Genomic DNA, 21666 nt, shown 5'->3' with positions numbered 1-21666 from the left:
TTTTCTCTAACTATCCGTGGTTTTTTGCCGAAGTCCCGCCACCTTCGCGATTCTTTAATTCTCTTAGGCCATGGTAGGCACGGACAATCACTCGTTCTTCAAAAATATTTTTGATTGTTCTTACTAGCGGGGCATCCTCATCCTTGACGTAAAGGAAAATGGCGGTCGGCGCTAGCGATAACAACGGGGCAATCGAAGCGGAGTCGACATAGACAGGATGATTAACAAGCAATCTTCGGTCAATCATTTTTGTTAACTCGCCACGTTTAATTTCCTGGAGCTCCTCATTGTAAAAAGTAATTTCATCATCAAACAGCAGGTGGAGCTTTTCCATTTTCGGCTCGCGATTTGCCAGAAAATCCCGCAGCATTTGGACAAACATTTGGTACTCCTGCTCCATTTTGTATTCATCAATGGAAATTTCCACGTAACTTTCCAGCAGTTCGAGATACGAACGGAGACGAAATTTTACAAACGAATCAAACGAAAAGGAAACATTCTCCTGCAAAACGTGTTCAATGGCTTCTTTAACATTTGGTTCCTCAACACTATCTTTTAAAAAATGGCTCAAATCCTCCCTTTGGCCATCCATTATGGAATAGAGAATTTCCAAAATCTGCTGCTGTTCCTCAAAGTCCTCGAAATAAAACTGGTTCATCAAAATTTCGCGAAACCAATCTTCGCGTTTTATTACCGTAATAAAATCATAAAATGCCCCTTTAAATTGCTGAAAAAACTCCTCTGAAACGGAACCGTTTAAAACCTTTACTATATGTCGATCTTCAAAAAGAAGAATATTTTCATAATCTGGATCATACTTTAGACATTCCCGCAAATGATGATAAAACTTGTTTGCATCCTGTTTGCTATGGAAGATGATTTCTGCCAACCAAATCCCCCCTTTAACCAAATCTCTGTTTTAATATATATGGGGAACTTGGCCAAAATAGAAGTTGGCAGTTGGCGGGATTTATTATTTGGCGAAAAAAAAGACTGCCAATTATAATTGGCAATCCACATAAAAATTATAACTAAAATAATTAACGACGGTTTGGCCCCACAACGTGGACAGGTTCACTCAGGGACCGAATTCGTTCCATAATCCGCATCGCCTTCATTTTTTCCTCTTCGCCGCGCTGGCTGTAGGTCAGATGGTGCTCGAGCCCTTGAAAATCAAAATTGGAGGTAAAGAATGTCGGAAGGTTTTCAAGCATCCGGAATTGCAGAATCGGCCCCAATACCTCATCCCTTGTCCAACTCGACATCGCTTCGGCGCCGATATCATCCAACATCAAAATGGGTTCCTTTTTCAATGCCTCAATTTTTTCGTTTAAACTGGAATCGGCAATCGAACTCTTTAATTCTCTAAATAACTCAGGGACATACACAATCATCGAGGAAATCTGTTTTTTCGCCAGTTCATTGGCAATAGCCCCTAAAATATAAGATTTTCCTACTCCAAATTTTCCGTACAAATATAGTCCCTTCGCCTTTTTGCCGCTTTCATAATTCATCAGGAATGTAGCAGCCTTGTCGCCTGCATCCAGTCTGCCGGGGTCCCCTTCAAAATCCTCAAAGGTGGCTTTCAAGATATCCTTAGGGACATAAAGGCTTTTAATCAGCTTTTCATTTTTCGCTTTTTCATCCGCCATTATTTTTCTTGGGCATCGCTTATAGATCACATCGATGGCATTACGATTAATGACGAGCTCGGGATGGTAGCCTTTCATGAAATTAACGCAGCCTTCAAGGCTTTCGCATTTATTGCATTCCTTGCTCTGGTTTGTATACTCAAACAGCTTGCTCATGCCTTTTTCAATCATGGTCTGATCAATTTCATTTTGATGCTGCATTAAAAACGCTTTGACACCGGGGTTTTGTAGAACCTGCTGGCGCTCCTGCTCATAGCGCTTTTGAAAGTTCTCGTTCGCTGCCAATTTCTTTAATGTTTGATTGATTTTTTCCAACCTTGGTCACCCCCTTATTTGCGAAAAGCCTTTAATTTTTCTTCCATTGCACGTTTTTTGGCTTCTATATCGGTATCGTTTGACTGTGGTAAGATTTTTTCAGTCACTGCAGGATCATTATCGAACCAATCAGGGATTAGCTCTTTACGCACCGGCTTTTTCCTTCCTGCCCAACCTGCCTTTTTATTTTCCATTTCTTTATAATCCTTGCGCGCGTATTCAATTGCATCCTTTACCGTTTTTAATTGGAGCCTAGCCCAATGACCAGCAATTTTCTCGACATAGGATTTTGTGAATTTTTTATCGGCCAGCAGCATGACGTACCAAATCAGGACATTAACGATTCCAGGGAGGAGCTTTTGCGTAATCATGATGTCCTCAATAATTTTTATGTCTCCGGAAGGCGGCGCTCCGCCATCCGAAAGATCGGTTAACACCTTTAGCGGTGAAACATTCTCAAAATAGTAAATTAATTGTTCATCTTTTGTTTTTGGTTCAACGACCCTGCTTTTATAGACAGGAGGCTGGGTTCGTTCCACCAGGCTTGGAAGTTGGTCATAATGAACAAATTGATACCAATCGCGCGCCCCTTTTCTTAAATCCTCAATATCAATCTCATCATGCTCATTAAGGGCACCAAGGATAAAATTCTTCATTTCAATGGCATTAATCCCGTACAGAAATGCCAAATTGCTAATCACATTTTTCACCTTTGGCGTCAAGGCTTTTTTCGGCACAAGTGATTCCTTTAATCCGGCCATTAGCAGGTCGAAGTCAAAGGTATTCTGGTCAATTTGGATGGGGGCCGCTTCAGTCCGGCCGATAAAATTTTGATTTTCTTCGGCTTTGATTTCCCCGGCCACCCCCTGAATATATTCCATGCTAGCCGGGGAAGCCGCTTCAAATACATCCTGGAAAGCTCTGGTCACATCATGATATTCTTCCTTCGGGATTTGCTGATCGGAGAAAAAGCGCTTTAATCTGGCAAAATGATTTTTGCCGATTTTTCGATATAGGAAAATGTTAAGCATTCCATCCAGAAAAAATTGTTCGGGATTGAGCGGCGGATAAAGCTCATAGATAAAAGAGCGCTCCCCATCAACGTTTTTGACATAGCATTTTAGCAGGCCGATGCCTTCAAGCTTTAAGCGTGCTTCATAAATATCATTTAGGTTTACTCCTAACAGGTTCATCAATAAATGATGGGTGGAGGTTTCCCCCCACAGCCGATTTTCCTCAAGCTCTGCCCAAAGCGTCATATAGAGGCTTAAGCAGGATGAGCCGATTAGGGGCTGATATAGGAATGTCAGCACTTTCCGGTCATAATCATGCAACAGCCCATTTGCTGTCACAATATAACGATCGATTGGAAGTATTTCCTGCCAATGCTGCACCATAACTCTAAATCCTCCCCATTTTAAGCAAAAAAGAGCCCCAAACAGCTCTTTATGATTTCTCTTTTTTAATCAATTCCTTTAATTCGTCAATAAAGACATTTATATCTTTAAATTGGCGGTAAACAGAAGCAAACCGGACATAAGCAACTTCATCGACCTGTGCTAGCCTGTCCATGACCATTTCGCCGATTGCTTCGCTTTTAATTTCTGAAATTCCTTGGCTGCGAAGCGCTTTTTCGACACCGTGGGTTATGTCTTCTAATTCCTTTAAAGCAACAGGACGCTTTTCACAAGCTTTAATCAACCCGCGAAGTATTTTGTCGCGGCTGAATTCCTCTCTCGTTCCCTCTTTTTTGACAACGATTAACGGAATCTCTTCGATTTTCTCAAAGGTGGTAAAACGATAGCCGCATTCTTCACACTCTCGTCTTCTCCTTGTGGCACGTCCTTCATCAACAGGACGAGAATCGAGGACCCGTGTACCATAATGTTGACAGGAAGGGCATTTCATCGAATCAACTCCAACTCTTTGCGGCATTAACGACAATTTCCGCACTTTATCCTACTACTATCTTATAAAAAAGCTGCCCTTTTCACAAGTACAACTGTTATCCGTTTTTTCTGGTGCCAACAAGGGTATGTAATTGATTCATTTTCTGATAGTAAGCGTTAATCCGCTTTTTTAAGCTTGGATAAGTCCCAAGCAGGGAAAACTTCTCGGATGAAATATTAAAATCAATTGCTGTTTCCATTGGCTTGACGGAAACGACTGTGGCAATTAAAAAACAAGGGAACGGCTTATTGACTTCAACCGCAATTTCCCCGTGTTCTTTTGAAACCGTCGTAACCTGACAATCCGCATCCTCCCTGAACATTTTTTCCACGGATTCGAACAGCTGGTTGAAAGTTGCTTTATAATAGTGCGTTTTTAAGGCGTCATCCGTTTGATGATCTGCTGTTTCAATTTCCCTTTTAAACCGTGTAAATAGCCCCATAATAATCCTCCTGAAAAATCACTTTATCATTATTTTATAACAATAATCCCAAAATATAAAAAGAGGCGTATCTGCTACACCTCTACATTCATCCATTAATTAAGTATTAAAGGGCTTTTGCCTGCTTCACGTGTACAGGGCCCATGCCGCGTGGAATTTCAATGTTCTCACGAGTTTTGGCATTCAAGGCTTCAGCGATATAATCAGCAGCAACATTTGGATTCAAATCTCCGCAAGTGAACACGTCAATGCTTGCATATCCATGTTCCGGAAAGCTGTGGATGGTTAGGTGCGATTCAGAAATAATCACGACACCGCTCACGCCTTGCGGGGCAAATTTGTGAAATGCCACTTCGCGAATTTCCGCTCCAGATTTAAGAGCCGCTTCCACAAAAGTCTTTTCGATAAAATCCATATCGTTCAATTTTTCAAGGTTGCATCCCCATAATTCAGAGATCACATGACGTCCCATTGTTTCCATATTTAATTCCCCCTCGAGACTTTTTGAGCCCTTCTTAAAACCCTGATATTGATGGTAACGGCCAATTACCACGGGGGAAAGTTAGTCCAGAGAGGTCCTAACCCTTTAAGTAATCAGACGGCACCTAATTATAAGAAGTTCACGATGACTAGTATACTTTGTTTATATTTTTTTTGCAACCTATGAAAGTCAAAATATATGTAAAAAGCTGCCAGATTGAAGGCAGCTTTTCCGTTATATTAACCGACTTTTACTTGGTTCATTTTGGCCAATTCCGCAGCCACGAACAAACTAAGGTCAACCACTCGTGCCGAATAGCCCCATTCATTGTCGTACCAAGCTAAAACCTTCACTTTTCTTGTCCCCATCACTATTGTCGACAGTCCATCGATAATCGCGGAATGCTCGTTTGTATTAAAATCAACGGAAACCAATGGCTCCATTGTAAAATCAAGGATCCCTTTCAATGAGCCGGAAGCTGCTTCCTTAAATGCATTGTTAATATCATCCATGGTTATATCTTGTTTCAGGTCGACCACCAAATCAACCAGCGATACATTAGGAGTTGGAACCCGTAGTGCCATTCCATGTAATTTTCCTTTTAGCTGCGGCAGCACAAGCGATATGGCTTTGGCAGCACCTGTCGTGGTGGGAATGATGGATTGTCCGCATGCACGAGCTCTCCGAAGATCCTTGTGCGGGTTATCGATATTTTTTTGGTCATTTGTATAAGAATGAATGGTTGTCATCAAACCACTTTCAATTCCAAACTTGTCGTCCAATACTTTGGCAACAGGGGCAAGACAATTCGTTGTACAAGAAGCATTGGAAATGATGTCGTGCTGATGTATATCCAGCATTTCTTCATTAACACCCATTACGATGGTAACATCTTCGTTTTTACCCGGCGCAGTCAAGATTACCTTTTTGGCTCCTGCATCCAGATGAAGCGCTGCTTTTTCCCTGGAGTTAAATTTACCGGTCGCTTCTATGACAATATCGATCCCCAGCTCTTTCCATGGCAGCTGCTCCGGATTGCGATTGCTTAATAGCTTGATTCTTTTTCCATTCACTAAAAGTTCATTATCTAAAGGGATGACATCTCCCTGAAATGTTCCATGATTGGTATCATATTTAATTAAATGTGCTAACGTTTCAGCCGGATAACTGGCATTAATGGCTACCACATCAAGCCTCTTTTCAAGGATTGCTTGTCTAAATACCATTCTCCCGATTCTCCCAAACCCATTAATTGCTATTCTGGCCTTCATTTTGCGGCTCCTTCCGTATTAATGTTATACTCTATTCACCCTTTGTTGGTAATAGTATAACACATTAGTCTGGAATTGCGATGAACAAATAGCTCAATTTTAAATGTTTCACAATTCAGATAATTACGGCCAAAAAAAAGAAGAGAGCACACCCTCTTCTTTTTCTTTACACTGTCGTTTTCCCGATGCCCCAGCCAGACAAAATTGCCGCAAGCTGTGTCCGGCTTTCCTCAATTGTTCCATTATTATCAATGACCGCGTCGGCCAGTTTAACTTTTTCCGATAAAGGCATTTGCGAACTGATTCTTGCCTCCGCATCCTCTTTAGTCAGACTGTTTCTCTCCATCAGCCGTTTTAATTGGGTCGCTGGATCGACGTAGACAAGCAGGGTTTTATCGGCCATAAACGTTAGCTTGCTTTCAATCAAGAGCGGAATATCTAGTACAATGACCTCTTCGTTTTTCCGGACAGCCTCCTCAATTTGCCGCTTCATTCGATTTCTGACTTCCGGATGGACAATGGAATTAAGGATTTGCCGTTTTTCCGCTTGGTGGAAAATAATGGCCCCCAGCTTTTGCCGGTCAATTTCCCCACCAGGCAACAATACCCCTTTGCCAAATTCTGCCATAATTTTCTGATGGGCCGTTTCCCCTTTTTGGACAGCAAGACGGGCCTCTACATCTGCATCAATGACTGTTACTCCCATTTCCTTGAACATATTTGATACGGTACTTTTTCCACTGGCAATCCCGCCTGTTAATCCAATAACTAGTGACATCCTTCGTATCCTTTCTTTTCGTTAGATTTTCCAAATCCCTATGATAATTAAGAGCACTCCCGGCAAAAAGGCGAACCGCTGCACCCAATCGAACTTATGAAATAAACTTCCACTCTTAATCCCGAAGAATACGAATAATGAACTCATCACCGCAACCGAGATTGCCAGGTTAATTGGAGAAAACCCAAGCATGGCCGCTCCGATCCCAGCACCAAAGGAATCCAACGACAGGGCAAAGCCCAGCATAAATGCCTCAATCCCAGTAATGGTTCCGGAACGGTCAAAATCGGCTGACATCGGCTTTTTTAATATATTGATCGCCAAGCCGAGGGAACGAATTTCAAAGTTTACAATCATTTTTTCATGTTCAACGGGCTCCTTCTCCTTCTCCGGGCGAAAAAATTGATACAATACCCAGGCGCCGAGTCCGATAAGAATGATTCCCCCGAGGCTTTCGGTCATCCGCGGCGATAAAACCCTTTCGAGGCCGTGCCCAATTGACACAGCGATCATCAGCGAGACAGCTGAGCATGTAGCAATAATAAGGATGGACTTAAATGGCATTGCCATTTTTCGTAATCCATAGGTAAATCCTACACTGAAGCTGTCGAGGCTAAGTGCAAATGCTAGGATGAGAAGTGAGAACAACTGACTCATGATGTCTAGAACTCCTTCCTGAAAATCACTACGATAGTATATGGAAGGAGCCCATCTTATGTGTTTCTGTTGTTATCAGTTTTTCTACATTAAACCTTCTGGCAGTTCGGGCAGAAATGCGTTCCTCTGCCGCCTACTTTTATCTTTTCAAGCGGCCGTCCGCAGCGTTTGCATTCTTCCCCCTGGCGCCCATAAGCATATAACTCGAGCTGGAACATGCCGATTTCCCCTTGAGAATTGACATAAGAGCGAATCGTGCTGCCGCCCTTTTTGACAGCTTCACTCAAAGTGGCGACAATCTCCCGATGGAGTCCGGTTATTTCCGGTTCGGTCAGCGAACTAGCGATTCTTTCTGGATGAATCCCCGCTCTAAACAAGGCTTCATCTACATAAATATTGCCAAGCCCGACAAGCAAATTTTGGTCCAACAATGCCGGTTTGACTTTGCGGTTTGTTTTTCTTAGTTTTTCAGTCAAATATTCAACTGTGAACTCTTCGGAAAACGGCTCGGGACCGAGGGCAATCAGGGGCGGATAGTTGAATTCATCCCCTTTTTTGTATAGATGCATCGTTCCAAACTTGCGGACATCTCGATACCTCAATTCCGTTCCATCTGTAAAATGAAAGATGACATGTGTATGCTTGTCGTAAGGCTCGTCACCGGGATGGAGTCCATAGCGGCCTTCCATCCGCAGATGCGATACCAAAGCGAATGTTTCGGTATAGATGATTAAAAATTTTCCTCTTCGTCCGACATCAACAATGGTCTCACCTTTTAAGGCATCGATAAATTGCTCTACCTCGACGGGGTTTTTAATGATTTTTGGCCAATGAATCGTCACTTGATCGATCGTTTTATGAAGAACTAGCTTTTTTAATGTTTTTCTGACAGTTTCCACTTCAGGAAGCTCCGGCATTTAGTGGCACCCCCCTATTGTCCAGCTCCAGCGACTAGGGGCTCGGGGTCATAAGCCAATCCGTCAAGAAGGCTAAAAAGCGCCTTCCCGCCGGCTCGTCTTATGCCTGTCGCCCCTGGTCAAGGCGCTTCCACTTTTCTTTTTACTTTGCGTCAAACCATGTTGGCCCATATGCATAATCCACTTTTAACGGCACCGAAAGTTCAATCGCATTTTCCATTACTAGCGGAACCAATTCTTTGAGGATTTCCACTTCTTCTTCAGGCGCTTCAAAAATCAATTCATCGTGCACCTGGAGCAGCAGCCTTGATTTTAAATTTTTATCTTTTAAGGCTTCGTCCATATCGATCATCGCTTTTTTAATGATATCCGCTGCGCTCCCCTGAATCGGTGTATTCATCGCCGTTCTTTCCGCAAAGCTTCTCAGATTAAAGTTGCGGCTGGTGATTTCCGGGAGGTAGCGTCTTCTATGCAGCAATGTGGTTACGAAGCCACTTTGCTTTGCCATATGAACAATTTCATCCATATATTCCTTTACACCTGGATAACTGTTAAGATAACGGTCGATAAAGCTTCCCGCTTCTTTTCTTGTAATTCCTAACGACTGAGAAAGACCGTAATCGCTGATGCCATAGACAATCCCGAAATTGACGGCCTTGGCATGCCGGCGCATATTCGAGGTTACTTCATCCTCACCAACATGAAAGACCTCCATTGCGGTTTTCGTATGGATATCAAGATCATCCCTAAACGCTTGAATCAACTTCTCATCCTTGGAAATATGGGCAAGGACACGGAGCTCAATTTGCGAATAATCCGCTGCAAAAATGACCCAGCCAGGCTCCGACGGGACAAATGCCTGACGAATTCTCCGGCCTTCCTCGAGGCGAATCGGGATATTTTGGAGATTTGGGTCAATCGAGCTTAACCGTCCCGTTGAGGTCAAGGTTTGTTGGAATCGCGTATGGACCTTCTGCGTTTTCGGTTCAATGAACTTAAGCAATCCTTCAATATAGGTTGATTGTAGTTTGCCTAACTGCCTGTAAAGAAGGATGTGCTCAATAATTTCATGCTTTCCTGCCAGCTTTTCCAACACATCAGCCGATGTGGAATAACCCGTTTTGGTTTTTTTAAATGGCGGCAATCCCAATTTTTCAAAAAGAATTACACCGAGTTGTTTTGTTGAGTTTATATTGAATTTTTCTCCGGCCAATTCACATATTTTTTCTTCAATCTCGATCAGCCGCTCATTCAACTCTCTTCCCATCGCTTCAAGGCGCTCGCGTTCCACTTTGATTCCGGTAGATTCCATATCCGCCAAAATCAGCGATAACGGCATTTCAAGTTCGGCAAATAATTCAAATTGTTCATTTTTATGTAATTCAACATCAAGTGTTTCCTGCAGCTGCGACATGGCCATTGCCTTTCTGACCAAATGCCCGGCAAGTGCATCCCCTTCTGGAACTCTCCGCTTAACGCCTTTACCGTAGAAGGATTCGTCACTTTGGATATTTCTTATATTATATTTCCCGGCGATCGCTGCAAGGTCCTCGAGATTATCGGAAGGATTAATAATATAAGAAGCCACAAGTATATCAAACTCGACGCCTTTTAAATGGATATCGTGCTTTCTTAATGATACTTCAGACCTCTTGGCATCATAGACCGTTTTCTTCTTCGTCTCGTCTTCAGCCCAATTTTTAAACGCTGTAGATTGGAATGCCAATTCTGTCGGCAAAAAGAATTGACCATTTTCATTGGCAATTCCAAAGCCGATTATTTCGGCATAGTGATAGTTATCATCCAGCAATTCAACATAAAAATAACTATGGTCAGTAAACAGGTCGTCTGTTATTTCTGATGGTATCTCATAGGAGATTTCCTCCAGTTCTTGCTGTACCTCTGTAACAGCGGCTTCTCCCAACTTGTCCAAAAGGGAGGTAAAGCCCAATTCCTTAAACAAGGCAACGACCTTTTCTCTGGTGAACCCCTCATATTCTGTAGCTTCCACATCCACATTAACAGGTGCCTTCCGTTCAATGGTGGCTAGCTGTTTACTCATAAATGCTTGTTCTTTATTCCCTTCCAGCTTTTCCTTCAGCTTGGCGCCGCTCACCTGGTCAATAGAAGAAAAAAGATTTTCCAGTGTGGAAAATTCCTTAAGCAGTTTGATGGCCGTTTTTTCACCGACTCCTGGAACACCAGGTATATTATCGGATGCATCACCCATCAAACCTTTCATATCGATAATTTGCTCGGGGACCAGACCGTACTTTTCCTGGACGTGTTCCGGCGTGTATTCCTCGATATCGGTTATTCCTTTACGGGTAATCCCAACTGTTGTTTTTGGAGAAGTGAGCTGGGTTAAATCCTTATCCCCGGAAATTACCTTTACTTCATAATTGTTTTGTTCGGCAATTAAGGAAAGAGTGCCGATAATATCGTCGGCCTCATAATTTTCCAACTCATATCTAGTGATACCATAGGCATCCAAAAGTTCACGGATAAACGGAAACTGTTCTGACAGTTCAGGCGGTGTTTTTTGTCTTCCGCCCTTGTATTCCTTAAACGTTTGATGTCTGAATGTTGTCTTGCCGGCATCGAAGGCAACCAGCATATGCGTTGGCTTTTCTTCCTCCATAATTTTCATCAGCATCATGGTAAAACCATAAACTGCATTAGTATGTATCCCTTTATCGTTATTTAGGAGCGGCAATGCAAAAAAAGCACGGTATGCAATACTATTTCCGTCTATCAGCACCAGCTTTTTGTTTCCCATCTTTTCACCTTCAATTCCATTTTTTCTTGAGTTCGATAATAAATTCGCTGCCTTGTCCTGGGCTACTTTTGACATTAATATGGCCATGATGCGCTTCAACCAAATGTTTTACAATGGCAAGACCAAGTCCAGTCCCGCCCGAGTTTCGGCTTCGTGCCCGGTCCACCCGATAAAATCGCTCAAATATCCTCGGAATTTCTTCTTTTTCTATTCCGACTCCGGAATCCTTTACATGGATCATAACATGGTCAGACTGGTCAACAAGTCTTACTGTAACCTCTCCTTTTTCGGGCGTATAAGTAATCGCATTGCCGATTAAATTGATGAAAACTTGCTTTAAACGGTCGAAATCGCCTTGAATGAACACCGGTTCTTGAAGGCTGATAAATTCAAGCTTGATATCCTTAGCCATCGCTTTGCCGTCGAGCAATGGTATGACTTCTACGAGCAGGTCATGCAAGTCCAATTTTTGAATATTTAACTGAAAACCTTGCTGTTCAATTTTTGAAAGCTCGAGCAAGTCCTGAATTAGCGATTGGAGCCTGTCGCTTTCCTTTAAGATAATCGATAAAAAGGCTTCAAGGGTTTCTTTATTGTTCATTGCCCCATCCAAAAGTGTCTCTGTAAATCCTTTTATCGAGGTAACCGGGGTTTTTAATTCATGTGATACATTGGCTACAAAATCCTTCCGCATTTGCTCGAGTTTTTTTAATTCGGTAATATCGTGAAAAACGAGCAAAACTCCTTTCCAAACATTGTCCGTTCCGATTATTGGCACTCCGTAAACATCAAAATAACGTCTTTCAATTGCTAATGGCAATAGCAATTGCTTTTTTACCTTTTGTTCAGTTCGGAAAACCTCGGCAACCAAATAGGAAATTTCTTCATAGTCAATGACCTGGTAATAAATCTTATTTAGGTAATCGGATGGTTCAACCTGGAAAATATCTATAAACCCTTTATTGACTAAGTTAATGGTGCCTCGACTGTCGATTAGTATTAAACCCGCCCCTATATTCTCAATTAACGCAGTTAACCGGTCCTGCTGCATTTCTTGTTCCCGTACCAGTTCCTGAAGGTTTTCCGCCAGCATATTTATGGATGTTGCCAGCATTTCTGCTTCATCCCGCCTGTCAATGGATGCACGTGCCCGATAATTTCCCTTCGCCAGTTCAATTGCAACCTTTGTCACTTTTTCAATCGGTTTTGTATATTGAGATTTAATTCGAATGCCTAGATAGATTGTAATAATAAAGGACACCCATATACTGATAGAAATAATCCACCAAATTTGTCCATACATCTGGTTCAGTTCATACGTTTTAAAAATTTGCGCAAACAATATTTCTAATGCAACAACTAATACAGCAATAATCGATACTGCAATTAAAAGCTTTGTCCGAAATTTATTCATTCCTGCTTTGGCTCCTCGAGTTTATAACCAAGACCACGAATCGTTTTAATATAAACCGGCTTTTTCGTGTCTGCCTCGATTTTTTCTCGCAGATGTGAAATATGTACATCGACAATTCTAGTATCACCAGCAAAGTCATAATTCCAAACAGCGCTTAATAATTGGTCGCGGGTCATGACCCTGCCTTTGTTTTGGGCAAGGTATATTAAGAGTTCGAATTCCTTTAGCGTCAACTCAAGCAGCTGGTCAGAAAAGAATGCTTCATATTTTTCGGGATAGATTTTCAGCTTCCCGATATTGATTTGTGCCCCCTCATCGGAGTCTCCATCTGCGGCTTCTTTTAGTTGTTGCGTTCTTCTTAAGATTGCCTTCACCCTGGCAATGACTTCTCTTGGGCTGAATGGTTTAACCATATAATCATCCGCGCCAAGCTCTAACCCCAATATTTTATCCAGTTCGTCGTCCTTTGCCGTCAGCATTAAAATGGGCGTCATAATTTTTTCTTGTCGAAGCTGCTTGCAGACTTCCATCCCATCTAATTTAGGAAGCATCAAATCTAGGACGATAATATCCGGTTCCTCGAGTTCAGCCCTGCGTTTTCCTTCTTCTCCATCCATGGCTGTGATTACTTCATATCCGGCCTGCTCCAAATTATATTGAAGCAAGGTTACAATCGATTGTTCATCATCAACGACCAATACTTTGGTTTTCATAATGCCCCCACCCGATAAATATTTTTAGTGAATTTAGTTTCATTATAAACTAAATCGGCAAAGAATACTTCCCTCGCACACCTTAAGGGGAAAGCAAAAAAAGGAATGCTGCGAACATTCCTTTTTTCATTAACTGTTAAAAATTATCCAGTGCTCTGCCGTGAATGTCCTCGAGACGGTATGGGGGGCAAACGTTGAGGCTTCCGCTGATGACAGTTTCCTTGTCCTCATTTGTCCCTACTACCTTGATAACGATAAAATGTTCCTCATTTCTTACCTCGGTGACCTCAAATAAAAATTCAACGGTTCCATAGTGATAAACGGGCTTAATGAAATCAATATGCTGAGTTAAGATATGGCTTCCCGGTCCAGGCAAGTATTTTGAAATGGCAGAGGTAATCATGCCCGTCAGCATAATTCCGGGGACAATCGGCTTTTCAAAGGGAGTTTGTGATGCGTAATCATGCTGAATGTATAGCGGGTTGGCGTCGTCCGTTAAACCTAAATAAAGGAGGATATCCTTATCTTCCACCTTTTCAGTTAACGCCAATTTTTCACCAACGCTAATTTCTTCAATTCTTCTTCCCAGCTTTCGTTTTTTTCCTAATAGCATCCATAACGCCTCCAACCTGTAAGCGATTTCATAACTATATAGAGAAATTCGGGGAACTATTGAACCCCGAATTCCATAAATTATTAAGCTAGTACATTCATTACATTGCGGACGGATTCAACCGACTTATCCAACGCCGCTTTTTCTTCAGCAGTCAATTCCAGTTGTATTACCTTTTCGATTCCGCTTGCACCAAGGATGGTCGGAACTCCAAGATAAATTCCATCGTAGCCATATTCGCCTTCAAGGTAAGCAATCGTAGGCAATACCCGACGCTGGTCTTTTAGAATGGCTTCACACATTTCCACTAAAGATGCAGCAGGTGCATAATAAGCGCTGCCATTGCCAAGCAGGTTGACAATTTCGCCGCCGCCTTTACGTGTACGTTCCACAATTTTATCAAGTCGATCTTTTGGAATTAATGTTTCTAGCGGGATTCCGCCTGCATAGGAGTAACGGACAAGCGGTACCATGTCATCTCCATGTCCGCCTAATACAAAGCCGGTGATGTCTTTAACGGAAAAATTTAGTTCCTGTGCAACAAAGGTGCGGAAGCGGGCTGTATCAAGAACACCCGATTGGCCGATTACCCGGTTTTTAGGAAAGCCTGATTCCTTATAAACGGTATAAGTCATTGCATCAACAGGGTTCGTTAATACAACGATTGTACAATTAGGAGAATACTTTACTACTTCCTGTGTTACACTCTTCATAATCTTTTGGTTTGTTTGCACCAAATCATCACGGCTCATGCCTGGTTTGCGGGCAATGCCTGCTGTGATGACAACGATATCGGAATCTTTTGTGTCCTCATAGTTGGATGTGCCGATGATGTTGGCATCAAACCCTAGAACAGGGCTTGCTTCAAGCATATCTAAAGCCTTTCCTTTTGTCGGGTTTTCCATTTGCGGGATATCAACTAATACAACATCACCAAGTTCTTTTTGTGCAAGCAAGAATGCAGTTGTAGCTCCAGTAAAACCGCCGCCGATTACAGAAACCTTTTTACGCTTCAATGACATACCAGATCTCCCCTTTGTATGTAATGGATAGAGGCTGTCTGATTAGACAACCTCTTAATTAAAGATTTCAGAAACAATTATTCCATGTTTTTGATTAGCTCATCTGCGAACTCGGAAGTCTTCACTTCTGTTGCGCCTTCCATTAAGCGGGCGAAGTCGTAAGTAACAACTTTAGATGCAATAGTTTTTTCAACAGACTTAATGACCATTTTAGCAGCTTCATTCCAGCCAAGGTGTTCAAGCATTAATACACCAGATAAAATAACCGATGAAGGATTTACTTTATCAAGACCAGCGTATTTTGGTGCAGTACCGTGTGTTGCTTCGAATATAGCATGACCGGTTTCGTAGTTGATGTTTGCCCCTGGAGCAATACCAATTCCGCCTACCTGTGCAGCAAGTGCATCTGAAATGTAGTCACCATTTAAGTTCATTGTTGCAACAACATCAAACTCACGTGGACGAGTAAGGATTTGCTGTAAGAAGATATCAGCAATTGCATCCTTTACGATGATTTTGCCAGCTGCTTCAGCATCAGCTTGCGCTTTGTTCGCTGCTTCTGTGCCTTGTTCAGCTTTAATGCGGTCATATTGAGCCCAAGTGAATACTTTATCGCCGAATTCTTTTTCAGCAAGCTCATATCCCCAGTTTTTAAATGCACCTTCAGTAAATTTCATGATATTACCTTTATGCACTAGTGTTAATGATTTGCGGCCTTCTTTAATAGCATAATTAAGGGCAGCACGTACTAGGCGGGTTGTTCCTTCTTCAGAAACAGGCTTAATGCCAATACCAGAAGTTTCTGGGAATCTGATTTTATTAACGCCCAATTCAGTTTGCAAGAAGTTAATAAGCTTATGAACTGCCTCTGAGCCTTTTTCATATTCGATACCTGCATAAATATCTTCAGTATTTTCACGGAAAATCACCATATCAGTATCCTGTGGACGTTTAACAGGTGAAGGAACACCTTCAAACCATCTTACAGGGCGAAGGCAAACAAATAGATCTAGTTCTTGACGTAAAGCAACGTTCAAAGAACGAATTCCGCCGCCAACAGGAGTTGTTAACGGGCCTTTAATAGCAATCAAATATTCATTGATGACATCAAGAGTTTCTTGTGGAAGCCATTCACCTGTTTGATTGAAAGCTTTTTCTCCAGCTAGAACCTCTTTCCAAACTATTTTACGTTCGCCTTTATAAGCTTTTTCAACCGCTGCAGTTAAGACTCTCTCAGAAGCAGCCCAAATATCTGGCCCGATCCCATCTCCTTCAATGAATGGGATAACTGGGTTGTTAGGAACGTTTAATACTCCATTTGTTACTGTGATTTTTTCTCCTTGCATAAAACTACCCCTCCTAGTATGTAAATCATAGAAACATCAAAAGGCTGAAGCAAAGGTTAGAGGATAGTAACCCCTAACCTTTAACATCCAATCTTATTGAATCAATTTTTCGGAAAAAAGTAAAATATTATCCTCTTTGTTCAATAGGAACATATTTTTGCATGCCTGGGCCGGTATACTCCGCGCGTGGACGGATAAGCCGGTTGTTTTCAAATTGCTCCAGAATATGGGCAAGCCAACCGGAAACGCGGCTAACAGCAAAAATTGGTGTCATTAGATCATGGTCCACTCCCAAGCTATGGTAAACGGATGCCGAATAGAAATCAACGTTTGGCGGCAATTTCTTTTCGCCGGTAACAATGCTTTCAATCTTCACCGACATATCATACCAGTGCGGTTCGCCTGTCAGCTCGGTTAATTTTTTGGACATGGCTTTTAAATGCTTCGCGCGCGGATCGCCCTGACGATAGACGCGGTGACCGAATCCCATGATTTTTTCCTTCTTTTCGAGCTTGCCGCGAACATATGGATCAACATTATCAAGGGTGCCGATTTCCGTCAGCATTTTCATTACAGCTTCGTTGGCTCCGCCGTGAAGAGGACCCTTTAACGCGCCGATTGCTGCCGTTACACCAGAATATACATCAGATAAAGTTGCTACACAAACACGTGCGGTGAAAGTCGAAGCGTTTAATTCGTGGTCGGCGTGAAGCACGAGTGCCTTATCAATCGCCTCAACAGCAACCGCATCCGGCTCTTTTCCGGTTAACATGTAAAGGAAATTGGCAGCAAAGCTTAGGTCCTGTCTAGGTGCAACAGGCTCAAGTCCTTTTCTGATTCGGGCGAACGCTGCCACAATGGATGGCATTTTCGCTTGCAGACGGATTGCCTTTCGATAGTTGGCTTCCGCATCCATTACATCTGCTTCGTCATCGTACAACCCCAGTAAAGAAACTGCTGAGCGGAGCGCTGCCATTGGATGTACTGTGTGAATCGGAAACAGCTTGAAATGATCAATCACTTCCTGCGGGAGAGTGGCATTTTCAGCAAGCTGCTGCTTTAGTTCTGCCAATTGCTCAGCATTTGGAAGCTTAAGGTGCCACAATAAATAAACTACCTCTTCAAAGCTAGCATTTTCAGCTAAATCATCAATGTCATACCCAACATAAGTAAGCGTATCGTCAATGATTGAACTGATCGAGGATGTTGTTGCTACTACCCCTTCAAGACCGCGAGTTACTGTCATCATAAATCTCTCCTTTATTTTCTAAAATTCCCCATTACCCAACTAAAAAAAGTGATACTTCTGCGGACTAGCCGACAGTTGATCTTGAATGAAATGGCATTGAAATATTTTCGAAGACTTATATTTCTTAACTATATAGTTTGACTGAGCGTTTGCTCAGCCAAACTATAATTTGTATGCCCTTTCATTCGCAGGAATAAATAATCCTTCACATGAAATACAGTATTCATATAGGGTTTATGTAAAAAACGAGATACTTACATGCCTATTATAAACAATAATCAGATTTTTGTGAATGAAATAGAACTGAAAATAGTAAAAAAATATTATTTTAAAAAAAATCAACTAAAAAAACTAAATAGTTTCATCCCGGCGTAAGCAATCCCGGCACCAATTAAAGGACCGACGGCAACCCCTTTAAAAATAGACACCGAAAGAATGGTGCCCAGAACCAAGGCAACAGTGATTTGGGGATCTTCTCCTAAAAGTTTAACGCCGCCTTTTGCCAATAGCGCCACCAGCATCCCGGAAATAAGAGCCACCCAAGCATATGGGGATTTAAAGGCCGCCATTAAGTCTTTAAAACCAATTTCCCCGCTGGCAATCGGTGCCAACACAGCGATAGTTATGACGGTTACACCCCAATTGATTCCCTTTGCTTGAATAAAAGAGAAGAACTTGGCATCAAATCCAAAAAGTTTCAGGACAAACAAAACGCCGATGGATACCATCAACGAGCTATTTTTTGCTATAAAACCGATTACCAATAGCAAAACCAAGAATAATATCGACTCACTGATCATTTCATAAGCACACCTTTTCAAAAGCTATTTTAGCATAACATCATTAAAATATAGAAAACTTTTAACTCGAAGCTCGTTCTTTTATCAACGAGCGAAACTTTTTTCGGAGGGACAGAGAAAAATTATTATCTTGTCTCCAATGTGGAAGATTATGCAGTATTATTAATAAAATGGTAAGATATAGTTACCGATTTTGAGTGGAATGGAGGTTTTGTATTGAATCTCAAATACATATATAGGACAATCAGGTTTTTACTAGTGATTGGTGCAGTCGTTCTAGGTCTCCTTTCCTTTTATTACCTTTCAAAGGTTACCTATCCTTTTTTAATTGGGCTAATTATAGCTTTTATCATTAACCCGATCGTTAATTTTTTGGAAACAAGAGCCAAAATGCCGCGGGTACTTTCTGTGCTTGTAGCGCTTGTCCTTATGTTTGCCATTTTCGCCGGGTTAATAACTTTGCTCATTGTGGAGATTGTTTCGGGAGCAAATTATTTGGCAAAAGTAATTCCACAGCATCTTAATACGTTGATTACCTTCTTGGAAAATTACTTTACATCCCTATACAATCAACTTTATAGTGTATTCAATAAACTAGAAGCGGGACAAAAGAATACGATTATTGATAATATCCAAAATATCGGCACCAAGATTGGAAGTACAGTGGGCAACTTCATACAAGATTTAGTAGGAAGTATACCTAATATTATTTCTTGGTTTCCCAATGCCGCAACTGTCCTGATTTTTTCGTTATTAGCCACCTTCTTTATCAGCAAAGACTGGTATCGCTTGCAGCGGCTAGGCAGCAAATTGATGCCTGAAAAAGCAAGAACGAGCGGAAAAACGGTGTTTGCCGATCTGAAGATGGCGTTATTTGGTTTTATCAAAGCCCAACTGACCCTAATATCGATTACAACCGTGATCATTCTGATTGGCTTGCTAATTTTAAGAGTTGACTATGCGATTACCATTGCCCTGTTAACGGGTATCGTTGACATCATTCCCTATTTGGGTACCGGCGCCGTATTTGTACCATGGATTATATACGAAGTTATCAGCGGCGATATGGGATTGGCCATTGGCCTTGGTGTATTGTACGTCATTGTCCTCGTTCAACGGCAGATCATGGAGCCTAAGATTCTTTCTTCCAATATTGGCCTTGACCCATTGGCGACTCTGATCGCTTTATTTGTCGGATTTAAATTAATCGGTTTCCTCGGACTGATCGCCGGACCGGTTACACTCGTAATCATCAGCACTTTATACCGCGCAAATGTTTTTCATGATATTTGGCAGTTTATCAAAGGTAAATAAATGAAAACTCGCCGATTGGCGAGTCCGTTAGGACGATGACAGAGGCCTAGTTGAATTTATGCGACATAAGGAATTATCAAATTGGAGAAATTTTATAATTCCTTATTAGCTAAGTATAAAAAACGTCAGCCAAGCTAGGCTGACGTTTTTTTATTATAGGACACTTGCGTGACCGTTATAAATAGTTCCTCTTGTTGCATCGACCGTTACCTCTTGCCCATCTTCAAATAACGCCAATGCGTTTTCTACTCCTACAATGACTGGAATACCGAGGCTCAAGCCGACTACCGCCGCATGGCTGGTCAATCCGCCTTCCTCCGTAATTAGGGCAGCGCACTTTTCAATTGCCGGAACCATTTCGCGGTCCGACCCAATTGTAACAAGGATTGAACCTGATTTTGTTTTTTCAATGGCTTCCTGCGCATTGCGTGCAGTCACAACCCTGCCAAAAGCAGATTTTCGGCCAATTCCTTGCGCCTTCGCAAGGATATCCCCAATGATATGAATTTTCATCAAGTTGGTGGTTCCAGCTTCACCGACCGGAACACCGGCAGTAATCACCACTAAATCCCCGTGCTTGACAATCCCGCTGTTTAAGCCTTCCTCAATGGCTATTTCAACCATTTCATCCGTAGTTTGGGCAACTCGTCCTAATTGCGGATAGACGCCCCAAACTAATGATAAGCGGCGGCACACCTCTTCATTGGCTGTAACCGCCACAATGGAGGCTTTTGGGCGATACTTCGAAATCATTCTTGCGGTGTGGCCGCTTTCTGTCGGCGTAATGATGGACTTTACGTCTAAATTCAATGCGGTATGAGCAACCGACTGACAAATGGCGTCTGTAACATTATGTTCCGTATTCTTACTCCGGTTGGATAAAATCTCCTTATGTTCAAGAGCCTGCTCCGCTCTCAAGGCAATATTATGCATCGTTTGTACTGCTTCAACAGGATATTGGCCAGCAGCAGTTTCACCGGATAACATGATGGCATCCGTACCATCAAAGATGGCATTTGCCACGTCACTTGCTTCCGCTCTGGTAGGTCTTGGATTCCGCTGCATGGAATCAAGCATCTGTGTTGCAGTAATGACAGGCTTCCCAAATGCGTTGCATTTTTTGATCAGCATTTTTTGCACAAGCGGCACTTCTTCCGCAGGGATTTCCACGCCCAAATCACCGCGCGCCACCATTAGGCCGTCCGAAACCTCAAGAATTTCGTCGATATTGTCAACGCCTTCCTGATTTTCGATTTTAGGAATGATTTGGATATGGGCCGCATTGTTTTCCTCTAACAATTGACGAATTTCTAAAACATCTTTAGCGCGGCGAACAAATGAGGCTGCGACAAAATCAACGCCTTGCTCAATGCCAAACAAAATATCCTGTTTATCCTTTTCGGTGATACCCGGTAAATTTACCGAAACACCAGGAACATTACACCCTTTTTTGTTTTTTAACGTTCCGCTATTTAAAATTTTAGTATGAATTTCGTTTGCGGCATGATCCACATTTAGGACTTCGAGACCGATTAAACCATCGTCTAAAAGAATTTTCGAGCCAACATGGACATCGTCGATTAAACCAGGGTATGTAACGGAAAACTTATCTGTTGTTCCTTCGACTTCTGTCATGGAGACAACGATATTGTCCCCTGCCTTAAGTTCAATAGCCCCGTTAGCCATGTTATGTGTGCGAATTTCCGGTCCTTTTGTGTCCAGAAGAATAGCAGCGGTTTTTCCTGTTTGCGCGGCTGCCTCACGAATATTTCTAATCCTTGCCCCATGCTCCTCAAAATCTCCATGAGAAAAATTTAAGCGGGCCACATTCATTCCCGATGTCAGCAATTGTGATAATTTCTCCACGCTCTCACTTGCGGGACCAATCGTACATACTATTTTTGTTTTTCGCAACATGTTTTTCCTCCATTTTAATATGCCGGACCCGACATT

The 21666-nt window shown here is 42.1% G+C and carries 20 protein-coding genes; 1 reads left to right on the top strand and 19 read right to left on the bottom strand.

Going from position 1 to position 21666, the window contains the following annotated elements:
- Positions 1–10: 10 nt before the first annotated feature.
- The 18 genes from M3234_RS20165 to M3234_RS20080 all read right to left on the bottom strand — a co-directional run bounded on the left by M3234_RS20165 (position 11) and on the right by M3234_RS20080 (position 18399).
- Positions 11–889, bottom strand: a complete 879-nt coding sequence (locus M3234_RS20165; RefSeq protein ID WP_262306436.1) for a putative sporulation protein YtxC — start codon at positions 887–889, stop codon at positions 11–13.
- A 151-nt stretch (positions 890–1040) separates the two neighbouring features.
- Positions 1041–1967, bottom strand: a complete 927-nt coding sequence (dnaI, locus tag M3234_RS20160; protein ID WP_262306435.1) for a primosomal protein DnaI — start codon at positions 1965–1967, stop codon at positions 1041–1043.
- Between the two features lie 14 nt (positions 1968–1981).
- Entirely contained in the window at positions 1982–3364 is a 1383-nt protein-coding gene (locus M3234_RS20155) for a replication initiation and membrane attachment family protein (RefSeq protein WP_262306434.1), read from the bottom strand.
- 49 nt (positions 3365–3413) lie between these two features.
- Entirely contained in the window at positions 3414–3875 is a 462-nt protein-coding gene (gene nrdR, locus M3234_RS20150; protein ID WP_262306433.1) for a transcriptional regulator NrdR, read from the bottom strand.
- 97 nt (positions 3876–3972) lie between these two features.
- Positions 3973–4359, bottom strand: coding sequence for a hypothetical protein (locus tag M3234_RS20145; protein WP_262306432.1), 387 nt, complete (start codon positions 4357–4359; stop codon positions 3973–3975).
- A gap of 106 nt (positions 4360–4465) precedes the next feature.
- Positions 4466–4840, bottom strand: a complete 375-nt coding sequence (gene speD / locus M3234_RS20140; RefSeq protein WP_066311338.1) for an adenosylmethionine decarboxylase — start codon at positions 4838–4840, stop codon at positions 4466–4468.
- Between the two features lie 239 nt (positions 4841–5079).
- Entirely contained in the window at positions 5080–6111 is a 1032-nt protein-coding gene (locus tag M3234_RS20135) for a glyceraldehyde-3-phosphate dehydrogenase (RefSeq protein WP_262306431.1), read from the bottom strand.
- 166 nt (positions 6112–6277) lie between these two features.
- A complete protein-coding gene (coaE, locus tag M3234_RS20130; RefSeq protein WP_262306430.1) occupies positions 6278–6889 on the bottom strand; it encodes a dephospho-CoA kinase in 612 nt (203 codons plus the stop codon).
- Positions 6890–6910: 21 nt separating this feature from the next.
- Positions 6911–7546, bottom strand: a complete 636-nt coding sequence (ytaF, locus tag M3234_RS20125) for a sporulation membrane protein YtaF (RefSeq protein WP_262306429.1) — start codon at positions 7544–7546, stop codon at positions 6911–6913.
- Positions 7547–7635: 89 nt separating this feature from the next.
- On the bottom strand, positions 7636–8463 hold the full coding sequence (gene mutM / locus M3234_RS20120) for a DNA-formamidopyrimidine glycosylase (protein WP_262306428.1): 828 nt from the start codon (positions 8461–8463) through the stop codon (positions 7636–7638).
- 142 nt (positions 8464–8605) lie between these two features.
- Entirely contained in the window at positions 8606–11242 is a 2637-nt protein-coding gene (polA, locus tag M3234_RS20115; protein WP_262306450.1) for a DNA polymerase I, read from the bottom strand.
- Between the two features lie 10 nt (positions 11243–11252).
- Positions 11253–12656 carry a two-component system histidine kinase PnpS gene (pnpS, locus tag M3234_RS20110; protein WP_262306427.1) on the bottom strand — a complete coding sequence of 468 codons (1404 nt, stop codon included), beginning with the start codon at positions 12654–12656 and terminating at the stop codon, positions 11253–11255.
- Entirely contained in the window at positions 12653–13369 is a 717-nt protein-coding gene (locus tag M3234_RS20105; protein ID WP_262306426.1) for a response regulator transcription factor, read from the bottom strand. The genes pnpS and M3234_RS20105 overlap by 4 nt, the downstream gene beginning before the upstream one ends.
- A gap of 136 nt (positions 13370–13505) precedes the next feature.
- Positions 13506–13982: a MaoC/PaaZ C-terminal domain-containing protein gene (locus M3234_RS20100; RefSeq protein WP_262306425.1), complete on the bottom strand. Its 477-nt coding sequence runs from the start codon at positions 13980–13982 to the stop codon at positions 13506–13508.
- Between the two features lie 83 nt (positions 13983–14065).
- Positions 14066–15004, bottom strand: a complete 939-nt coding sequence (gene mdh, locus M3234_RS20095) for a malate dehydrogenase (protein ID WP_262306424.1) — start codon at positions 15002–15004, stop codon at positions 14066–14068.
- A gap of 77 nt (positions 15005–15081) precedes the next feature.
- Positions 15082–16350 (bottom strand): NADP-dependent isocitrate dehydrogenase, encoded by a 1269-nt coding sequence (gene icd / locus M3234_RS20090; protein ID WP_262306423.1) that lies wholly within the window; start codon positions 16348–16350, stop codon positions 15082–15084.
- Positions 16351–16477: 127 nt separating this feature from the next.
- The gene (gene citZ / locus M3234_RS20085; protein WP_262306449.1) at positions 16478–17596 is read right to left on the bottom strand and encodes a citrate synthase; all 1119 of its coding nucleotides are present in this window, start codon (positions 17594–17596) and stop codon (positions 16478–16480) included.
- 341 nt (positions 17597–17937) lie between these two features.
- Complete coding sequence (locus tag M3234_RS20080) at positions 17938–18399, bottom strand: DUF441 domain-containing protein (RefSeq protein WP_262306422.1); 462 nt, start codon at positions 18397–18399, stop codon at positions 17938–17940.
- Between the two features lie 216 nt (positions 18400–18615).
- On the opposite strand from M3234_RS20080, the gene ytvI reads away from it, so the two are divergent.
- Positions 18616–19713 (top strand): sporulation integral membrane protein YtvI, encoded by a 1098-nt coding sequence (gene ytvI, locus M3234_RS20075; RefSeq protein ID WP_262306421.1) that lies wholly within the window; start codon positions 18616–18618, stop codon positions 19711–19713.
- 153 nt (positions 19714–19866) lie between these two features.
- Here the strand turns inward: ytvI and pyk are convergent, their stop codons facing one another.
- On the bottom strand, positions 19867–21627 hold the full coding sequence (gene pyk / locus M3234_RS20070) for a pyruvate kinase (RefSeq protein WP_262306448.1): 1761 nt from the start codon (positions 21625–21627) through the stop codon (positions 19867–19869).
- Positions 21628–21666: the final 39 nt, after the last annotated feature.

The organism is Neobacillus niacini (assembly GCF_023715785.1).
Classification (GTDB): domain Bacteria; phylum Bacillota; class Bacilli; order Bacillales; family Cytobacillaceae; genus Neobacillus; species Neobacillus niacini_E.
The sequence above is the reverse complement of the archived record's forward strand: the minus strand, read 5'-3'. Positions and strand labels throughout refer to the sequence as shown.